The 16,276-nt window shown below is 48.5% G+C and carries 15 protein-coding genes; 8 read left to right on the plus strand and 7 right to left on the minus strand.

The features are described 5' to 3' along the window. Positions 1-7 precede the first annotated feature (7 nt). Entirely contained in the window at positions 8-1,846 is a 1,839-nt protein-coding gene (locus tag ACEPSU_RS01300; RefSeq protein ID WP_395322310.1) for a DUF5776 domain-containing protein, read from the minus strand. 264 nt (positions 1,847-2,110) lie between these two features. Here ACEPSU_RS01300 and ACEPSU_RS01305 point away from each other — a divergent pair, with 264 nt between their 5' ends. From ACEPSU_RS01305 to ACEPSU_RS01315, 3 genes are read left to right on the plus strand one after another with little or no spacing between them, the layout of a single operon-like run. After that, positions 2,111-2,629 (plus strand): TetR/AcrR family transcriptional regulator, encoded by a 519-nt coding sequence (locus tag ACEPSU_RS01305; RefSeq protein ID WP_395322312.1) that lies wholly within the window; start codon positions 2,111-2,113, stop codon positions 2,627-2,629. A gap of 2 nt (positions 2,630-2,631) precedes the next feature. Further along, positions 2,632-3,693 (plus strand): ABC transporter permease, encoded by a 1,062-nt coding sequence (locus ACEPSU_RS01310; RefSeq protein WP_395322314.1) that lies wholly within the window; start codon positions 2,632-2,634, stop codon positions 3,691-3,693. A 3-nt stretch (positions 3,694-3,696) separates the two neighbouring features. Then, complete coding sequence (locus tag ACEPSU_RS01315) at positions 3,697-4,368, plus strand: ABC transporter ATP-binding protein (RefSeq protein WP_395322315.1); 672 nt, start codon at positions 3,697-3,699, stop codon at positions 4,366-4,368. A gap of 114 nt (positions 4,369-4,482) precedes the next feature. Here ACEPSU_RS01315 and ACEPSU_RS01320 read toward each other — a convergent pair whose 3' ends face one another. Continuing rightward, positions 4,483-5,226 (minus strand): TIM-barrel domain-containing protein, encoded by a 744-nt coding sequence (locus ACEPSU_RS01320; RefSeq protein ID WP_395323119.1) that lies wholly within the window; start codon positions 5,224-5,226, stop codon positions 4,483-4,485. Between the two features lie 35 nt (positions 5,227-5,261). On the opposite strand from ACEPSU_RS01320, the gene ACEPSU_RS01325 reads away from it, so the two are divergent. Then, positions 5,262-6,236, plus strand: coding sequence for an AraC family transcriptional regulator (locus tag ACEPSU_RS01325; RefSeq protein WP_395322317.1), 975 nt, complete (start codon positions 5,262-5,264; stop codon positions 6,234-6,236). A 109-nt stretch (positions 6,237-6,345) separates the two neighbouring features. On the opposite strand, the gene ACEPSU_RS01330 is transcribed toward ACEPSU_RS01325, so the two are convergent. From ACEPSU_RS01330 to ACEPSU_RS01340, 3 genes are all read right to left on the minus strand, one after another. Next, on the minus strand, positions 6,346-7,518 hold the full coding sequence (locus ACEPSU_RS01330) for an IS256 family transposase (RefSeq protein ID WP_057879063.1): 1,173 nt from the start codon (positions 7,516-7,518) through the stop codon (positions 6,346-6,348). A gap of 122 nt (positions 7,519-7,640) precedes the next feature. After that, positions 7,641-8,561 (minus strand): IS30 family transposase, encoded by a 921-nt coding sequence (locus ACEPSU_RS01335; RefSeq protein ID WP_056944246.1) that lies wholly within the window; start codon positions 8,559-8,561, stop codon positions 7,641-7,643. Between the two features lie 151 nt (positions 8,562-8,712). Further along, on the minus strand, positions 8,713-9,933 hold the full coding sequence (locus ACEPSU_RS01340; RefSeq protein ID WP_395322319.1) for an RNA-guided endonuclease TnpB family protein: 1,221 nt from the start codon (positions 9,931-9,933) through the stop codon (positions 8,713-8,715). Positions 9,934-10,278: 345 nt separating this feature from the next. Here ACEPSU_RS01340 and ACEPSU_RS01345 point away from each other — a divergent pair, with 345 nt between their 5' ends. Together ACEPSU_RS01345 and ACEPSU_RS01350 are read left to right on the plus strand one after the other, a co-directional pair. Then, positions 10,279-11,655 (plus strand): sugar porter family MFS transporter, encoded by a 1,377-nt coding sequence (locus tag ACEPSU_RS01345; RefSeq protein WP_395322321.1) that lies wholly within the window; start codon positions 10,279-10,281, stop codon positions 11,653-11,655. 115 nt (positions 11,656-11,770) lie between these two features. Further along, on the plus strand, positions 11,771-12,544 hold the full coding sequence (locus ACEPSU_RS01350; protein WP_020089884.1) for an SDR family oxidoreductase: 774 nt from the start codon (positions 11,771-11,773) through the stop codon (positions 12,542-12,544). On the opposite strand, the gene ACEPSU_RS01355 is transcribed toward ACEPSU_RS01350, so the two are convergent. Continuing rightward, positions 12,533-13,495 (minus strand): helix-turn-helix transcriptional regulator, encoded by a 963-nt coding sequence (locus ACEPSU_RS01355; RefSeq protein WP_395322323.1) that lies wholly within the window; start codon positions 13,493-13,495, stop codon positions 12,533-12,535. The two genes, ACEPSU_RS01350 and ACEPSU_RS01355, sit on opposite strands and share 12 nt — an antisense overlap. A gap of 84 nt (positions 13,496-13,579) precedes the next feature. On the opposite strand from ACEPSU_RS01355, the gene ACEPSU_RS01360 reads away from it, so the two are divergent. Together ACEPSU_RS01360 and ACEPSU_RS01365 are read left to right on the plus strand one after the other, a co-directional pair. Next, positions 13,580-14,050 carry a GyrI-like domain-containing protein gene (locus tag ACEPSU_RS01360; protein ID WP_395322325.1) on the plus strand — a complete coding sequence of 157 codons (471 nt, stop codon included), beginning with the start codon at positions 13,580-13,582 and terminating at the stop codon, positions 14,048-14,050. Between the two features lie 58 nt (positions 14,051-14,108). Then, the gene (locus ACEPSU_RS01365; protein WP_395322327.1) at positions 14,109-14,735 is read left to right on the plus strand and encodes a GyrI-like domain-containing protein; all 627 of its coding nucleotides are present in this window, start codon (positions 14,109-14,111) and stop codon (positions 14,733-14,735) included. A gap of 112 nt (positions 14,736-14,847) precedes the next feature. Here ACEPSU_RS01365 and ACEPSU_RS01370 read toward each other — a convergent pair whose 3' ends face one another. Beyond that, entirely contained in the window at positions 14,848-16,020 is a 1,173-nt protein-coding gene (locus ACEPSU_RS01370; protein WP_020089880.1) for an iron-containing alcohol dehydrogenase, read from the minus strand. Positions 16,021-16,276 lie beyond the last annotated feature (256 nt).

Consider the following 16,276-nt stretch of genomic DNA (forward strand, 5'->3'; position numbering starts at 1 on the left):
TGAGACGTTAATCGATTGTGCGAACGAGATGTTTATTTGCCGTAATGTATCCGCCAGCAACCTTGTAGCGTAAGGTATCGCCCTTACTAAAATCGTTGGCGTTCGAGTAGGCCCACCCCTTAACCTTGAAGGTCGCGTGAGCTTTCTTGGTGTAGTGGCGGTTGCGCTTGGTCAGGTTAGCCGTACCGTAACGATTCAGTGCTTTCTTGGCCTGAACACGCTTGGGCATCGTTAGCTTACCAGCGGTGACCAGCTTCTTGTTGGCGGTGATGTACGTGCCGTTATTGAGTAGGAAGCGAGTTGTCATATTCTGGGTCACAACTTTTTTAATCGTCAGGACCTGGCCCTGCTTGTAGTGGGCTTTTTGATGCGTGAGGCCCTTCTGACCATAAGCATTGACACCATCTGGACTAATCACGGTAATCCGTTTGTAGGCGGGAGCGTAGTAGGTAGACGTCGTGTAATCAGTATTGGCCGTGATATAACCGGTTTGTCCAAACGTGTCGCTTTCAGAATTTATATCTTTGACCTGGTAGCGTTTGACACCGGTCTTGGAAGTAGCGGTGCCAATCACTTCAAACATGGGCCGGTTCGGTCGAGACTTTTTGGCATACCACTGCTTGAGGGTCTTACTGCTAAAGTCAGGAGAACTGTAGAGACCGATCTTCTTGGTTGCGGACAGAACCGTTGCTTTGATGGCGTTCTTTGTATAGGTGTAGGTGACGGACTGCGCGGTATCGCTAAATGTTCCCGATTCCGTCCCAGCCGTCTTGGCAAGTGTGTAGCCAGCGATGGTAAGTGGCTCAGCCTTGTAGGTGTCGTTCAGAGAACCCGTTAAAGTTTTATCGGGCTTCAGCGTGTTACCTTGGTCATCGACGTAGTGGACGGTGACGGGCTGGCTGGTAGGTGCTGGAGAAGAAGGCGCTGGTGTTGAAGGGCTTTCATTTCCAAAAATAAGGGCGATAAGTCCATTATCAATCACCCGACTAGTAATTAAACGACCATCTAAAGAATAGGATAGAACGTTGCCGTTAGCGTCAAGTTGTGGTGTCAGGTAGTCTTTTACATACGTGGTTGTCCATAACTTGTAGGCATTGCTGGCGGTTGCATCTAGATTTAGTTGAGCGAACGTTTTGGCAAAGTCTGGGGCATCATAGTTTATGTAAAAAGTTGGGCAGAAAGTCTCCGCTGTAGAACATATCTTTTCTTCAAAATTGACTCGGCTGTCAAACGCACCTGCAAATATATCTGTATTTAAATTGAGGTCAGATAAGATCTTAGGTAACACATTTTTTGTGTAATCTTCGTGGGCTTTTTCGAGATTAAATGAATTTTCATCTGATTGATACTCAGCAGCTTCTTTAATAAACCAGAGCTCGTAATATACCTGTGCTTTTGCCTTATTGAGGATAGCGGTAGAAGTAGGACCGAAAATGAAGTTCCCCAAGGTTTCTTCTGGTGGATTGTCAGCAAATGTACCACCGTTGACCATATTTTGAATGATGCGCTTGGCCATTTGGGCTGATTCGGTGCTCCCTATAGAGGGAGTGGATGCAAAGCAATTTGCCCACCAAGTGTCTCCGCCATCTTTACCGAGAATTTCATCGGACGTGTAAGAGCCTTGAAGTTCGGAGAACAAGTAGTGTTGCTGGGTTTCGTTGCCATTTACGTAGTTGATATACGGCATCTGTTCAGAACTAATCTTAATGGGATCAGCGCGATTATTGTTAGTCGTGACGTTAGCCGTCTCAGAGCTATCTGCTTGAGCCAGTACCGGACTAATGGTTCCACCAAAGAGAACTAGGGAAAGGCCAGCGAGTAATAATTTTCGAGTTATGTGCAACATCAAAATCACTCCTATCATTTGTGCCTGTCTGTTTACGGTTAGCCTACCACCGAATTCGTTTAATAGGTTGAAATAGCATCCGATAATTAGTGGTTACTAAGTTTAAATTCCAGTGGTAATCATTTAGCTGCATAAACATTTACTGACATCTCGAAGGCCAGTTTGTCAGTTTTTTGGCATTCAAGTTGACACCGTGTCACCGGCATGCTAAACTGCTTACCAGTGACACGGTGTCACTTTCGCAAATAGAGAGGAGTCTTTCCATTGCCTTCAACGACTTTTGATCATTTACCAACAGCTAAACAAGACCGCGTGACCGCGGCGTTACTCACCGAATTCTCCGCGCATAGCCTGGCCGATGCCCAAGTGGCGCGGATCGTGGCGAGTGCCGATATTGCCCGGGGTGCCTTTTACAAGTACTTTGATAATCTAACGGATGCTTACCAATATCTCTATCACGTGGCGTTACGCGAGATTCACCGCGATGCCGGTGGGGATGAGCGGACCACATTTGATGCCGAACGAATCTATCAGGGCGTCGTGGACTTCGTCGATCAGGTCAACGACAGTCAGTACTATGCCTTCATTCGCCGTCACTATGCAGAGAATGAGAGCCTGTTACCCGCCGCCCCTGTCTCGTCACGGCTACCCGCCATTGCTTGGGCGGCCATGGTACTGAGTCACGCGGCCATCAAAGAAATTTTATTAGAACCCACTAGCGAGGCCACCGTCCGCGAACGTTTGCGGACCACGTTAGCCTTGCTCCAGCAAAAGGAGGACTGACCATGTTTCTAGCATTAAAGGAAATTCGCCACGAGAAACTGCGGTACGGCTTGATTATTGGCATGATCGTCCTGGTCAGTTACCTCGTGTTTGTCCTGAGCGGTCTGGCATACGGCCTCGCCCAACAGAATACTCAGGCTATTTCATCTTGGAATGCCAGCAAGGTCGTTCTGAATTCAGACGCCAATGACAGCCTGTCGCAATCGCTGATCACCAAACAGACGGCAGACAAAGTCAAGTTGACTACCCATGAGGCCTACATCGGTCAGGCCGGTGTGGTGGCGAAAGCCAAGGGTCAGGCGAAGTTATCCGCGCAATTCTTGGGCATCAATCAGAGCCAGTTTATCTACAAACGGGTCAAGGTAACAAGTGGGCATAAGCCCACGACGAGTCACCAGATAATGGTCGACGACAGCTTTAAGGATAATGGCTATCGACTGGGCGATAAGGTCACGCTGAACTCGACCGACACTCAGTATAAGATCGTTGGATTTACGCACAATGCCAAGCTCAGTGTGGCCCCAGTCATCTACGGAACTTTGGGGACGTGGCGAACGCTGAGCCATGTGACCTCAGACTTTCAGGCGAGTGGCATCATCACCAATCGCGATAGTTTCAAAACTAAGACCAGCGGCTTGAGTACGCTGACGATGAGTAAATTCATTAACAAATTACCGGGATATTCAGCCCAGAACACGACCTTTACCTTCATGATTGGTTTCCTGATGATTATTGCCATGGTCGTGATTGCCGTCTTTCTGTACATTTTAACCATGCAAAAGTTGCCAAATTATGCGGTCCTGCGTGCCCAGGGAATTCCCGCCAAGGTGTTGGTCACCACGACCGTGAGTCAGGCGTTGATCCTCGTGGTCGGCGGCTTGGCGATTGGGGCGGCACTGACGTTAGCGACCGTGTTGGCGCTACCAGCGGGAGTGCCGATGAGCTTTAACGTACCGCTCTTAGCGGGCGTCACTGGGGGAATCTTATTGACCGGCGTCATCGGTGCCTTGATTCCTGTCAAAGTCATTTTAAACGTTGACCCGGTCAGCGTTATGGGAGGTTAGACCATGTCAGTTCTTGAAGTGAAGCACGTGACCAAGACGTTCGGTCACAATACCAATGAAGTTACGGTACTCACGGACGTTAATTTTACGGCGGCCGCTGGCGAGGTTAGCCTGGTAATCGGGCCATCCGGGTCGGGGAAGAGTACCTTCCTGACGATTGCCGGTGGGATTCAGACGCCGACCGCGGGGGACGTTGTGGTCCAAGGCAACGGCCTCAGTCAGCTTTCGGGTAAGGCGCGGGATGCGTTGCGGCTCAACCGAATCGGCTTTATTTTACAGGCCTACAATCTGGTACCCTATCTGACGGTGAAAGACCAGTTTGCGCTAGTCGACCGGGTCAAGCCGAAGGGTAACCTAAGCGCAACTGACCTTCGCCACCTCTTGGAAAAGTTGGGGATTAGCCAACTGACCAACCAGTATCCAGCCGAGCTTTCCGGTGGGCAGACGCAGCGAGTTGCCATCGCTCGCGCCCTCTACCAGAATCCCGACATCATCCTCGCCGACGAACCTACGGCGGCATTGGATAGTGAGCGAGTTAAGGTGGTGGGCCAACTGCTCCACGACCTCGCTAAGGAACACAACAAGGCTATCGTTGTCGTTACCCACGACCTGCGCCTCAAGGAGTTTGCGGATAAAACCTATGCGATTATGGATGGGAAGATGACGGTGGCTTAGGCACTTGGATTGACTGAATGGACAATTTTCCTGAACCTGCTTGAATTTTAAATACAAAATAATCCACGTCATCGACAGATTCGTCAGTGATGTGGATTTTTACTTAGAGTTTTCCTATTCTACTAGTTCTGGTGCCGTGAAATTCAAAATTTCCTTAACGGGATGACTGGCCCGGGTGAAGACGGGAATCGTTTCAACTGGCGTAGCTACGGTGATGGCTTGGCCGCCATCGTAGACCTTTTGTGTGTTGATGTCGATCCACTTTTCACCGGCTGGCAGGTAAATCTGCCGCTGTTGTTCATCGGCGTGTAGGATTGGGGCAACTAGGATGTCCGGGCCAAACATGTACTCGTCGGAGATGTTCCAGGCGGTGTCATCGTGGTTGAAGTCGTAGAAGAGGGGCCGCATGACGGGCGTTCCCTTCTCGTGGGCCTGCTTCATCTGAGCCATGATGTAAGGTCGCATGGCTTCACGCATGAATAGGTATTTCCGCAGGATCTGGTAGGTGGCCTTCGGGTACTTGTAGATTTCGTTGAAGGCCCCGGAGCCAAATGGCTGGCCAAACATCCGGTCGGCGTGCTCAATGGTCTGTTCCGCTGGCTCACGGAAGCCGTGAATCCACATGACGGGGCAGAATGTCCCGAATTGGAACCAACGGGCTAACAACTCGTGGAACTTTGGATCTTCAACGTTGCCGCCGGTGAAGCCGCCGATATCGGTCGTCCACCAGGAGATTCCGGATAAGCCAGCGTTTAAGCCAGCCACGACCTGCTTCTGTAAGGATTCGAATGATAGAAAAAGTGGACGATTTTGAATAGAGTCACAAAATTGGTGGATGATATTCAGATAAAAGTGCAGATAGGTGGACTATTTCTCAGGGAGAAAAGGCGAAGGTGGACAAAATACAGATGGGTGAAAACGAACCAATTACGATTTTGAATAGTGATCGCCCGTTCCATCACTTTGTGGCGGGGCGGTATACGGCTAAGCAGGGCTGGCAGCATCAGACAACGACACTCAATGATAATTATGAGTTAATCATTGGCGTGAAGGGGGTTGCCTACCTCGACGTGAATGGTACGAAGCATGAATTGGTTCGAGGAAAATTCATGCTCGTACCGGCGGGAGCAACGGTGACGGGTTATGAAAAGTCCGACGTGGATGTAGAGTATTACTGGTTTCACTTCTACCCTAAGGATCGGGTAGCCACAATGGCGCGCGAGCAATTACTGGCTGCGTTGGATGACCGCGATCGGTTGAGCCGAATCATTAATTATGCGATATTGCCGACGGAATACACGATTGACAACTTTGATAATATCTTGGCAAGTGCCAATGAGGTCCTCGCAATTTCGCAGGAGATTAATTACACGGATGCCATCATGTCCTACAGTGTGACGAAACTAGCCTTGCAGATTTCAAACGACTTTATTAATTCTCTCCATCGGCTGGTTAAGGAGAATCCTAAGGCGCGGTTGATCAAGGACTGGATTCGGGCCAACTTGGATTATGCGTTGGGGGTTAAGGACGTGGCAGCGCATTTTGATTTGAACTATCGTTATCTGAGTCAGTTGTTGAAGACGGAGACCGGTTTTACCGTGGAAAATTACATCATTTTTCTAAAAATCAACATTGCCAAGCGCCTCTTGCTGGAGTCTAATCTGCCTTTAAAAGTGATTGCTGATCGGGCTTACTTCAATGATGAGAAGTACTTCTTGCGGTTATTTAAGAAGAAGGTGGGTGTGACGCCTACAAACTATCGGAAGAACTATATGAAGGGGTTCCTGGTAACGGGGAATCAACCAGCAAGTCAATTGCCCCTGAATGAATTCAGAGGCTTGTCGCTCACGTGTCTGATGACACAGTAGTCCAACATGCCTGTTAGGCACTCCTAATCATAGTGGCAACATCTTCGGGTAATTGACGGGAGTGTCAAATTTTTTGTGTAAATGGAAGTCCTCTCCCATTAGCTAGCTTCTAATACATGGATTCTAACGTATCTTGAATTTGCTTGAAACCTCGATGCGTTCGCTCAAAATTTTGGCCGTTGTAGTCACGAATAACTGTGACCAGAACGCGTTCTAGTGCTGGTTCATTTGGAAATTGTTCTTTCTTCTTTGTCTGCCGTTTTAGCTTCTTGTTGAATGATTCAATGAGATTTGTGCTGTAGATGCTACTGCGTATCGCAGCTGGAAAAGTGAAACAGGTCAAGAGATGAGGATTATTTTCTAGCTTGCCCGTTACTTTTGGATACGCCTTTTGCCACTTGTCTATGAAGTCAGCTAAGGCCTGTTTTGCGTCGTCCATGGTAGCTGCTTGATGGATCAGTTTGAAGTCGTTAAGGACCTCTTGTCGGTCCTTAGTTCGAACGTGAGCTTCAATGTTCCGACTGACGTGGATCAGGCACTGCTGGAGCTTAGCCTTAGGGAAGTGGTCACCAATTGTGTTGGTAAGGCCGACTAAGCCATCGGCCACGAATAAGAGGACTTCTTTTACACCACGCTGCTGAATGTCCACGAGAAGCTCTTCCCAAACGGTACTGGATTCAGTTGGAGCGACTTGGTATGCTAGGACCTCTTTCATACCATTTGGTCGAATGCCAATGGCGATATGCACGGCTTCTTTAGCCACTGAGTCCCGGCGCAGAGGTAAGTATGTTGCGTCCACATAAATGACTGCGTAACGACTCGCTAGAGGGCGCGTCTTGAAGGCGTTGACCTGTTGGTCAACGACCTTCGTGAGGTTTGAAACCGTTTGTGGTGTGTAATGAGCACCATACATTTTCTCAATCAAATCCGCGATCTCACTAGTGGTAATCCCTTTTTCGTAGAGCTGGACAACCGTGGCTTCTAAACCATCCGTTTGGCGTTGATAGCTTGGAATAGTTTGCGTATTAAAGGCGCCATTTCGGTCGCGTGGAACCTCCAAGTTTAGTTCCCCATACTTAGTTTTAAAGGTTCGCAGATAATGCCCATTGCGTGAATTGCCGCTGTTAAAGCCTTGGCGGTCGTAGGGTTCATAACCGAGGAACGATGAAAGTTCCTCGTGCATTAAATCATTGATGGCCGTTTCCAAATGTTGCCGAAAAACTTCGTCCAAATCTTGCTTTTGTGCTAGTGCTGCCATAATTTCTTTGTTAAACTGAGTCATGGGGAAAGCCTCCTATGTCCTATGAAGTGAGTGTGGTTGCTAACTATCATAAGGGAGAGGCTTTCCCTTTTCAATTGCTTATTTTTCTATTTGGGAGATTGCAAGAATTATCCGAACACTTATTAGAACCTCATCTGTTCCCAGAAGACCTCTAATGGTGTACGCCAATTCAAGCATTCTAATGGCATGGTGTTCATTTTCCAATTGATATCGACCAGTTCTTCATCAGTAATATCTTCGATGGGCCGCCCTTTAGGAACAAAACGCCGTAATATTTTGTTTCGTTGCTCATTAGTTCCACGTTCATGAGGAGAATAGGCATGCGCAAAGTACATAAGCTTGCCCGTTTCGTCTTCGAATTCTTGATATTTGGCGAATTCCTTACCATGATCGACCGTAACGGTTTTAAAGTTATCTCCCAACAAGCTAGCAATATCCACTAATACAGCTTTCATCGCACCACTATCGCGTCCAGATAAACGGCGAGTGATGGTTAAACGTGAGGCGCGGTCAACCACTGTGGCCAAAGCTTGACCTTTCTTTTTCCCGGATAGAACAGTGTCCGCCTCGAACTGACCAATCGTCTTGCGACCGTTGTTAGTTCGCTCTTCAATTGATCGACCACAAGCAGCCTTACCGCGAGTTTCATGGCTACGCTGGTAACGAATAGCTCTATCAGGCAACTCCTCAGAGGTGATTTCTAAGCGGCCCTGAGCTAACCAATTATAGAAGTTTCGCTTAGCCTCACCGGTTAATTGTGCAATTTGTGCAAAAGAGAGATGCCGTACACGAATCCCCTCAGTAATAAAATCATTGAGATTTGCGGTCAAGTTGGTTTTTCTTCCCCGCTGAGTGCGACGCGAAGTTGTTTGATTCTGAGCCGCCGTAGCAGAGTATGGCTGGTCCCGTAAACGATGTAGTTCATAAGAGATGGTCGAGACGCTCCGATTAAGGTGTCGCGCAATTGATCGCAGTGATTTTGCGGAATCATGCCAATCTTGGATGACAGCTCGTTCTTGAAATGATAAAGTAGACTTACTCATAGAGGTTCTCCTTTGATAGTGTTGTGGTAATTCTATTAAAGGCCTCTATGGGCTTTTTTGTCTACAAGTGTTCGGTTATATTTTACAATCTCCCATTTACACATAATTATTTAAACACTCTAATTGACGGCTACCCGTTTAACTACCAGGTTTACCCAGCAGTTGTTAGCTTCTCAATCTTTGGGTGTTTGACACCGTTCAACCATTCTTGACCAAGCATCTCAATATTCATGGCCCCCAATCGATCGTCATTACACCGATACTGACACTGTTTACACCAATACTCGTGGGTATCATGATGCCGATTAGTTTTCTCAACTAGGCCGCACTTCGGGCAGCGCTGTGAGGTGAACGCTGGACTCACTTTCACAACAGTACTTTGAATAGCCTGAGCCTTATACGTTAGAAAAGTTTCTAACTGAAAGAAAGACCAGGAACGATGGCTATTACGCAGAGACTTAGGCAGGTCATCGGTGTTGAATGTCACATGAGTTAAGTCTTCCAAAACGAAAAGGGTATGCGAACCATATGCCGTAACGAGTGTCTTAGCTAGCCGATGATTCACATCGGTCATCCAGCGGTTCTCTCGTTGAGCCAGTTGTTTCAATCTTTTCTTGGCAGACTTGGTGCCTTTACTTTGTAAGCAACGACGGATTTCTATGAACTTCTTCCGTTTATGTAAAATTTTTTGACCATCAAAGAACAACGTCTTTCCTTCACTATCAAAGACAGTTGCTAGGAAACGTAATCCACGGTCAATACCCACGATTTGAGGATCATTCTTAGTATCGAAATCACTAATTTCTTTCGTGATACCAATGTGCAAAAACCACTTACCCTGGTTGTGAATCAGCTTAGCGGTACCTAATTTCCAATCATCAGTAAAATATTTTTCGAATCCTTTGTCGGTGAAGCTCAACTTAGTCCGTTTGCCTAGAGTAGTTATCGAAATTTTTCTCATTTCATCTACAAAAGAATAGTTACTCTGACGAACCAAATCTGCTTGTGGCTGACGAAACTGGATAGGTTTCGCTAACCAGTTCAGGTCTCTAGGAACTTGAATCCACTTGCTTTCTTCGTTTTTGTAGCGATAAGAATGTTGTTTCAATTGTTCTCGAACGGTCTTATAGCGGGCTGAGACTGTCCGAAAGACAGACTGAATCATTTGGCTATTGAGTTCTGATTCTTGTCTAAATTCTTTGTACAAATGGTGGTTAATTTTTAACCAGCTTAGCTGAAACCCATGGTCAAAAATCCATTGACTGACAATATTAGCTAATCGTTGATACTCCTGGCTCATCGCTAGAAATTGGTCTGCTTGAGCAGTGTCCGGACAGAGTCTCAGCTTGATTGTTCGCCCTAATTTAACCAATGGATGCCTCCCCTGTGGATTGGATTAAGTATACCATGTTTAGTTCCTTTTTAGTGAACATACGTTCGAAAAAATATTAAATTCGAGCATTCATCCCGCAATTGAAATCGCAGGTTTTCTGCTTAGTTTTTAATAAAAATGAATAATAGTAATCGGCACACAATCCTTTTAAGCCGGGATTGTGTGCCGATTTTTAGCTGTTATATACAGAGAATTGTATTTTTTGAATAACTTTTTGGTCTAGACAATTGCGTCTCGACCCAAGAACGGGTAAAATGTTTTATGGAAACGGTTACATAAATAATTTGATAGAGACGTTTGTGAACAGTGGAGGATGACAATAAGATGAATCGACACTTAAGTACCTTCTTTATTTTTACTTTCGGCGCACTTGGTGGATTATTGTTTGGATTTGATACGGGGATTATTTCTGGAGCGTCACCACTGATTGAAAATAACTTTAGCTTGAACATCGCTCAGACGGGGTTCATCACGTCTTCCGTACTGATTGGGTCGTCCGTTGGGGCACTGGGCGTTGGGCCACTGGCCGATCGGTATGGGCGAAAACGCCTACTGATTTTGGCGGCGCTTCTCTTCTTACTCGGGTCATCGCTATCGATGGTTGCCATTGGCTTCTGGTCAATGGTCGTTGCCCGAATCATCCTGGGGCTGGCCGTTGGGTCGGCGTCAGCGTTGACGCCAGCCTACCTGGCCGAATTGGCACCCGCAGAACGGCGGGGCTCATTGGGGACATTGTTCCAACTGATGATTACATTGGGGATTCTGTTGGCCTACGTTTCTAACCTGGGCTTCCTCGACCACAACCTGTTGGGTATCCGGGATTGGCGGTGGATGCTAGGGTCCGCATTGATTCCAGCGGCGCTGCTGTTAATTGGGGGCTTGCTTTTACCTGAATCACCGCGGTTCTTGGCCGAACAAGGTAAGAATGATCAAGCACTCAGCGTTTTGAAAATGTTGCGGAAGAATACGACGGATGACCCCTCGGCCGAGCTGGCAGAGATCAAGATCGTTGCCAGTCAGCCTAAGGGTGGTCTGAAGGAACTCTTCACGGTCGCCCGGCCCGCCGTTATTGTGGCGGTCGGCATCATGTTGCTGCAGCAATTGGTCGGGATCAACTCCGTTATTTACTTCCTGCCGCAAGTCTTCATCAAAGGCTTTGGTTTTGCGGAGGGCAGCGCCATCTGGATCTCCGTGGGGATTGGGATCGTGAACTTTGTTGTGACGGTCCTTGCCACCTTCATCATGGATAAATTCAACCGACGGACGTTCCTGATGTTTGGGTCGATCGTCATGGCGGTCTCACTGGGAATCTTAGCCGTGATGAACTTTACCATGGATATTCACACGACGGCCATTCCAACCATGATTCTCATCGCCGTTTACATCTTTGGGTTCGCCATTTCCTGGGGGCCCATCGCCTGGGTAACGATTGGTGAAATCTTCCCGTTGAGCGTTCGGGGTATCGGGTCGTCCATCGGGTCAGCGGCTAACTGGATTGGGAACTTCTTGGTTTCACAATTCTTCCTGGTTATGTTGGCCTACTTCCACAACAACGTGGGGGGACCATTTGCCGTGTTCGCTGTCTTTGCCGTCCTCTCCATGTTCTTCGTTCACTACCTGGTTCCCGAAACGCGGGGCAAGTCATTGGAAGAAATCGAAATGGAATTACGGCATCAAGAGAAACAAAAGTCAGAAAATTAAACTGATTTCACTGAGAGGATTGGTAACAGACGAACAGGTCTGACCAATCCTTTCCTGTTTTCAGGAAACGGTGATAAAATTAAAAATGAAAGCGCATTACTAAGGAGTGAATTGCATGTCAGATTTTAATCGTGATAGTTTTTCATTAAAGGGTCAGGTCGCCATTGTTACCGGTGGTGCCCGGGGGCTCGGTAAGTTCTACACCACGGCACTGTCCCTGTACGGTGCCGATGTAATGGTCGTGAGTCGTACGCAGAACGGCTGGGATGAGATCCGTCAGGTCGTTGAGAAGAACGGTCAACGTGTTGGTTTCTTCCAGCAAGACGTGACCGCACCGGGCGCGGCTGACCAGATCATCGCCGCCACCCTCAAGGAATTTGACCACTTTGATATTCTGGTCAACAATGCCGGGGTCATTATCAGAAATGACGTGCTCGACTACAAGGATGAGGATTGGCAGAAGGTCATTGATATTAACCTGAACGCCACCTATTACCTGTCGCACGCCGCTGCCAAGGTCTTGACCAAGCAGAAGCACGGGAAGATCATCAACATTGGTTCCATGCTGTCTTACCGGGCTGGGAAATATATCTTCCCCTACACGGCCAGCAAGCACGCTGTGTTAGGCTTGACGCGGGCGTATGCCGATGCCTTAGCTAAGGATAACGTCCAAGTAAACGGGTTAGCACCCGGTTACATTAGTACCGATATGACGAAGGCACTGCAAGAAGATCCCGTTCGTGGGCCAGAAATTGCCGCCCATATTCCAAGTGGGGACTGGGGTGTTCCAGCTGATCTAATGGGACCGATGATTTTCTTGGCCAGCCACGCTTCAGACTACGTGACCGGGGTCATGGTACCAGTCGATGGCGGGTACCTACTGCGGTAATTGCGCGAGTAAACGCTGCGCGGTTTGTTTTAAAATAGTAATCAGAGGCGTCGGGGCTTGCACTATGCGGGCACCGGCGCCTAAGTATAGGTACCACCGGCTAAAATCGGTGAGCTGTTGCGGGTCGGTTGGTGCCACCCGGCATTCCAGAATTGCCGTTTGTTGAAAGGCATCCTGATACTGCAACGCCGCGGTTGGATGGGGATGGTTGTGCCACTGTTGAATGGCATCAGCGTCTAAAGTCAACTTCACGTTGGGCAGCGGCTGGGCTTGTTTGATGGCGGCTTCGATGGCTGCGGGCTGGAGGATCTCCTCCTGGGCAACGGGTGCCACCGCTGTCAGCTGATCGATGGCAATTTGGACCAAGCGGTGGCCGGTCAGATCCCAGGCGTCCACGTACCAGTTGGCTTGGCGGCTGAAGACGTGGCGAATCCAGACGGTCTGGGTTGCGGTCGCGGTGGTCAGGATGAGTTGCCGCGTTGTCAGACAGGCATTCAGTAAGGGTTTCAATAGGGCTGGCGCGTAGTCGGTGAGCTCAGTCAGCTTGGGATTGCGGGGGTTGGTATGGTCAAAGACTAGGAGTTCCTGCAGCGTGAGCAGGTCATCCTGCTGGGCTTGCGAGGCAATTGCCACCAGCTTTTCCGTTAGGGTATTGCGGTTCTGCAGGTAGGGCAGCTGGGTGTTGAGAGTTGCCAGAAAGCTGACGAACAGGGCCTTGAGCTCTTCGCTGTTGAACTGGACGGCCGGCAGTAATTGGTTCTGTAAGACCGCGTAGCCGCCGTCTCGGCCGACACTTGCCGTCAGTGGCATGCCCAATTCCTGGATGGTATTGAGGTCGCGGATGACGGTACTGCGCGAAACATTAAATTGAGCCATCAGTTCGCGAATCGTAAAGTATTGGCGATTATTGATGTAGCGCATCATCGTATTGATACGGTCAGTTTTGTTCATGAGTAATTTTCCTCCTAACGGTGTCAGTTTTTGAAACTATTAGACCGTATACTGAGTCTATCATCTTAAGGAGGTCACAACAATATGGCAGATTACACGATTGAAACGAAAGCAGCATTCACGGTATTAGGGATTGGCACGGTTCTTACTGGCAGTTTTCCAGAAATGGGTCAACAGAAGGCGGCCTTTTGGCAGAAAATTAATGCCGAGCACGTTCTGGACAGTTTAGCCGGCGTGAATGACTACCCCTTTGCTGTCAATGAAGCCGTCAATGGTAAGTTCTGTTACTACGCCGGCCGCGAAGTTACGGCCGACACGGTGGTCGCTGATGGTCAACGACTGATTACATTTCCAGCCAGCAAGTACCTGGTGATCAAGGGGACGGCAGCGGATCAGATGGGCCTGTACAATGCCCTGGAAGGACCGGCTTTCGGTGAAATCCTGCCACAATTGACCGATTACGCCTACGTTGGTGGGCCCAACACGTCTTATGTCACGGGGACCGACGCTGACGGCGTTCATGGCGAGATGCTCGTTCCATTGGTTGAAAAATAATGAATCGTGAGCGAGGCGGTTACTGTCCCGCTCTTTTTGGCAAAGGAGGTTGTTTCACGTGAAACATGAATGGCGTAAGGCCGAAAAAGACTGGTATCTTCCTAGGAAACCAACACTATTGACGTTGCCCAAGCTGAATTTCATCACCTTGGCAGGGACGGGTGATCCCAATCAACCGCAATTTAGCGAGCAGATTGGGGCACTCTATCCTGTAGCCTATGATCTGCGGATGGCGTTGAAACGCGGTGATTTGGGAACGCCTTACGAATATACCGTGTATCCATTAGAAGGCGTTTGGACCACCGACGATGGGTCACGTGGGGCGGAACTGAATAAGTCTGCGCTACGCTATAAGATTATGCTCCGACAACCGGACCGACTGACGGCCGCCGATTTTCAGACGAGTCTGGCGCGGGTCCAGGCGAAGAAGCAGAATCCCTGGTTGACGGCGCTGAAGTGGGAGACATATGAAGAGGGCCAAGTCCTCCAGACGATTCATCAGGGACCGTTTGATGACGAGCCGGCCACGTTTGCTCAGCTGCAGCAGGTGTTGGCTGACCAGAAGCTCAAGGTGATTCCCACGATGGGCGACTACTGGCACCGTGAAATCTATCTGACCGATACTCGTCGGACGGCACCGGAAAAGGCGAAGACGGTGCTCCGATATCGGGTTGCTCCACAATAATCAGAGACAGCAAAAAGGACCATCTCAGTGAGATGGTCCTTTTCGTCGTGTTAACTAATAGTATTCAACTGACTGCAGGAAGTGGCGGCTTCCCGCAATCAACGATTACTTTTTATTCAGCGTCGTAGGCAGCTTGGAAGATCTTGATGATGTCTTCCTTAGTTCCCTTGCGAGGGTTAGAGAAGGCGTTCCCGTCCTTCAAGGCATTTTCAGCCATCAGTTCGAAGTCTTCTGGCTTAGCACCAATTTCCTTGATGGAAGTTGGAATACCAACATCTTGTGACATTTGCTTCATGGCCTTGATGGACAATTCAGCAGCGTCGCGCGTGGACAAACCAGTGGTGTCTTCACCCATGATTTCAGCCAATTGGGCGAAACGTTCTGGGCAAGCGATGATGTTGTATTGTTCAACGTAAGGCAAGAGCAATGCACAGCAAACACCGTGTGGGGCGTCGTATTGGCCACCGAGTTGGTGAGCCATGGCGTGAACGTAACCTAAGTTGGCGTTGTTGAAGGCCATCCCGGCTAACATTTCAGCTTCGACCATCTTGGTCCGAGCATCCAGGTTGTGACCGTTAGCAACGGATTCACGTAAGGAACCTTCAATCAACTTGATGGCTTCGATACATTGTGAGTCGGTGATTGGGTTGTGGTCAACGGACACGTATGGTTCGATGGCTTGGACGAAGGCGTCCATCCCAGTTGCGGCAGTCAAGTTCTTAGGAATGTCGAGCATCAGAGTAGGGTCGTTGAAGGAAACCAACGGAATGTTCCGCCATGAAACGACCACGAACTTCAAGTGGGTTTCTTCGTTTGTGATAACGGCGTGACGGGTCAATTCGGAACCAGTCCCGGCAGTCGTGTTAACGGCAATCAGTGGTGGTAAGGCGTGGTCGAGCGTTTCGATCCCGGCTAACTTGGTAATGTCGTCGCCGTTGGTCAAAATGTCACCAGCACCCTTACCAGTATCGTGAGCGGAGCCCCCACCAATGGTGATGATGGAGTCGGCTTCAGCTTCTTCATAAAGTTTCTTAACTTCTTTGATATTCCGGATCTTTGGGTTGGGTTCAACGTTATCGTAAATAACGTAGTCCACGCCAGCCGCTTCAAGAGAAGCAATGGTTTGTTGAACGGCACCATTTTCCATGCTTTCGAGAATCTTCCCAGTCACGATGACGGGCTTCTTCATCCCTAACATCTTTGCACGTTCACCAATCTTGCTAATTACGCCAGGGCCAAAAAAGTTGACACTGGGCATAAGAAAGTCATAACTACGTTCAGCCATAATTCAATTTTCCCTCTTTCAGAAGTTTTGAAAATCCTTAGTACCAATTTCACAAAGTAATTATAACTTAGGTGATTACAGTTTGCAATAGGTTTCGTCCATTTTGTCATTTACGAGGGGTGTGCAACCGGATTAAATGTTGACAGATGGGCGATTTACGAATGCGTAATAAAAATAAAATTATGGCTATCTAGCGGTATTTTGTGATAATGAAAAAGCTAACAAGTTGACTAGTCAACACGAAAACAGCTGATGG

The sequence above is a fragment of the Levilactobacillus parabrevis genome, assembly GCF_044051715.1.
Taxonomy (GTDB): domain Bacteria; phylum Bacillota; class Bacilli; order Lactobacillales; family Lactobacillaceae; genus Levilactobacillus; species Levilactobacillus parabrevis.

Excerpts from the sequence above, each read along its gene's own strand:
- ACEPSU_RS01300 (WP_395322310.1), bottom strand. The coding sequence starts at position 1,846 with ATGTTGCACATAACTCGAAAATTATTACTCGCTGGCCTTTCCCTAGTT.
- ACEPSU_RS01310 (WP_395322314.1), top strand. The coding sequence starts at position 2,632 with ATGTTTCTAGCATTAAAGGAAATTCGCCACGAGAAACTGCGGTACGGC.
- ACEPSU_RS01315 (WP_395322315.1), top strand. The coding sequence starts at position 3,697 with ATGTCAGTTCTTGAAGTGAAGCACGTGACCAAGACGTTCGGTCACAAT.
- ACEPSU_RS01330 (WP_057879063.1), bottom strand. The coding sequence starts at position 7,518 with ATGACTCAGTTTAACAAAGAAATTATGGCAGCACTAGCACAAAAGCAA.
- ACEPSU_RS01335 (WP_056944246.1), bottom strand. The coding sequence starts at position 8,561 with ATGAGTAAGTCTACTTTATCATTTCAAGAACGAGCTGTCATCCAAGAT.
- ACEPSU_RS01345 (WP_395322321.1), top strand. The coding sequence starts at position 10,279 with ATGAATCGACACTTAAGTACCTTCTTTATTTTTACTTTCGGCGCACTT.
- ACEPSU_RS01350 (WP_020089884.1), top strand. The coding sequence starts at position 11,771 with ATGTCAGATTTTAATCGTGATAGTTTTTCATTAAAGGGTCAGGTCGCC.
- ACEPSU_RS01355 (WP_395322323.1), bottom strand. The coding sequence starts at position 13,495 with ATGAACAAAACTGACCGTATCAATACGATGATGCGCTACATCAATAAT.
- ACEPSU_RS01360 (WP_395322325.1), top strand. The coding sequence starts at position 13,580 with ATGGCAGATTACACGATTGAAACGAAAGCAGCATTCACGGTATTAGGG.
- ACEPSU_RS01370 (WP_020089880.1), bottom strand. The coding sequence starts at position 16,020 with ATGGCTGAACGTAGTTATGACTTTCTTATGCCCAGTGTCAACTTTTTT.